Consider the following 2,064-nt stretch of genomic DNA (forward strand, 5'->3'; position numbering starts at 1 on the left):
CATCATCGGTGAACGCATCAACCGAATCGCCCGGTTCATCGGCAGCTCGTCGTTCAGCAAGATATTCATGCACACGGCTCCGGCCACCCGCGGACATCGGGCGAGCGCATGGAATGCAACTTCGCCGCCCTGACTGGCCCCGTGCAGCACCACGGGAACACCGGTGCGTTCGGCCGCGTGGTCGGACACAGCACGGACGTCCTCGAGGAAGTCATCAAAGGTGAACACGCCTCGCGGGCCCGGGGTGCGCCCGTGGCCGGTCAAGTCGAAGGCCCAGACGGTAGCAGGAAAGCGGCGTCGGAATTGCTCGGCGAAATCGTGGTAAGCCGCGCTGTAACCCGCCGTGCCATGCACCAGAAGCAGCGTGTATTGGGCGTTCGGATGCTCGTAGCGGGTCAGGAAAAGGGGCGTGCCTTTGCTGCCCGCAATGCTCCCCTCAACTGGGGACTCGAGCCCGCCTTCCGGCTCGACGGTCGTCATGGCGCTGACCGCTCCGTTCCTTGCGCGATGAGATGGTCGATCAACAGTTGAGCGTGGGCGTCGAACTCGGCCCGGAATGCGGTCTCATCGTTGTTGAAGGGGCGGCGCATCGCCATCCCGAGAAGGAATGTCTCGATAAGCCCGACAGACAAGTCGGACTCTGCGCCGGGAGTTAGATCTTCGATGAAGCGCGCGACATTCCGCCGTTGGGTTTTCTGGTGGTCCGCATAGGCTTGTTTGAGGGATTCATTGTGGTTTGCTGCGGCGGCGAATTCCACGGTGAACGATGCGGCGAGCAAATTGTTGACGAAAAGCGCATACAGCAGTTCTCTTGCCGCATCCAGCCGCTCAACGACGGATCCTTGCTGCGGCAACAGGTCGGCGGCCGTCGAGAAGATGTCAGCGGCCATCTGGCCAATCGCCGACAAGAGCAGCCGTTCTTTGGTGTCGAAGTGGTGGTGAAGCAGGGGTTGCGAGACACCGGCGCGTAGGGCGATCCGCTTCATCGAGGATTTCTCGTAACCAAACTCGCAGAAGCACGCGAAAGCCGCCGCGAGGATACGCATTCGGGCGTTTGTCGCAGCGGATGGACTCGGTTCGGCCGTTGTCGACGGAGTCTCCGTTGGTTGTTTTCAGTGGGCCGAGATAGAGTAGCTGACTGATCGGTCAGTTAGTACCCATATGGCGACAACTCAGAGCTAAGCGTTGCCAGCTGACGCACTCGTCCCCTGAGGGGAGGGACGAGCGCGTCGGCGTGGAGTAGGAGAGGTCAGCCAACGCTGTGCCGCGAGGTAGACGGGTCACACTCACTTTCGACAACGGACCGACGCCCGGTGTGACCGACCAGGTGCTCGACATCCTCGCGGAGAGATCACTGCCGGCGATCTTCTTCGTCGTCGCCAACCGCGTAGACGGAGACGCGGCAGCGTGCGCCCTGCTCACCCGAATGGTTCGGGATGGTCACCGAGTGGGCAATCACTCGCTGACGCACGGCCGACCACTGGGCGAGTTGGGTAAGCAGGAAACCATCGCCGAAATCGCCACGGCCCGCGATATTTTGCGGGAATTCACCGGTGACAGCTTCCTCTTCCGGCCATGGGGCACTGAGGGACAGCTAGACCGAAGGTGCCTTAACCGCAGTGCGGTCGACTATCTGGTCAGCGGGAAGTACACCTGCGTGTTATGGAACAGCGTGCCGCGCGATTGGGCGGACCCGGGCGGTTGGGTCGCCCGCGCACTAACCGACGTCCGGGCGCGAGAACACACAGTGGTGGTGATCCACGACGTGGCGTCCGGGGCCATGGGCGCGCTACCACGATTTCTCGACGAGCTGCATCGCGAGGGGGTGGCAGTGACTGCCGAACTGCCCACCGAGTGCGTGCCGATCGCCGACGGCCGCATCATTAGTCCTGTCGACCACCTGATGCCGCTCGGCCGCTGATCACCGAGCCTTCCAAACTGGCGGACGCTTCTCGGCGAACGCCAGCGGACCTTCCTTGGCATCCTCGGTTCTCAGCAACGCGCCGAACTCGCGTACGGTACGCGCCCAGGCGGGTTCCTCATCCGGGATGACGCCGTCGTCGG

Annotated in this window: 3 protein-coding genes and 2 pseudogenes; 1 reads left to right on the top strand and 4 read right to left on the bottom strand. The window is 62.8% G+C overall.

Features of this window, described 5'->3' with window-relative positions; translation table 11 throughout:
• From VN856_RS24795 to VN856_RS24805, 3 genes and pseudogenes are all read right to left on the bottom strand, one after another.
• The coding region (locus tag VN856_RS24795) for an alpha/beta hydrolase (protein ID WP_325694275.1) at positions 1 to 480 on the bottom strand (480 nt) is incomplete at its 3' end.
• On the bottom strand, positions 477 to 890 hold the full coding sequence (locus VN856_RS24800; RefSeq protein WP_325694278.1) for a hypothetical protein: 414 nt from the start codon (positions 888 to 890) through the stop codon (positions 477 to 479). The genes VN856_RS24800 and VN856_RS24795, both read right to left, overlap by 4 nt.
• Positions 891 to 914: 24 nt before the next feature.
• Positions 915 to 1,046, bottom strand: a pseudogene (locus VN856_RS24805) (helix-turn-helix domain-containing protein); the annotation flags it as partial.
• A 215-nt stretch (positions 1,047 to 1,261) separates the two neighbouring features.
• Here VN856_RS24805 and VN856_RS24810 point away from each other — a divergent pair.
• Positions 1,262 to 1,921, top strand: a complete 660-nt coding sequence (locus VN856_RS24810; protein ID WP_325694276.1) for a polysaccharide deacetylase family protein — start codon at positions 1,262 to 1,264, stop codon at positions 1,919 to 1,921.
• Here the strand turns inward: VN856_RS24810 and VN856_RS24815 are convergent.
• Positions 1,922 to 2,064 (bottom strand): annotated as a pseudogene (locus VN856_RS24815) (enoyl-CoA hydratase); the annotation flags it as partial.

Source organism: Mycobacterium sp., assembly GCF_035603715.1.
Lineage (GTDB): Bacteria > Actinomycetota > Actinomycetes > Mycobacteriales > Mycobacteriaceae > Mycobacterium.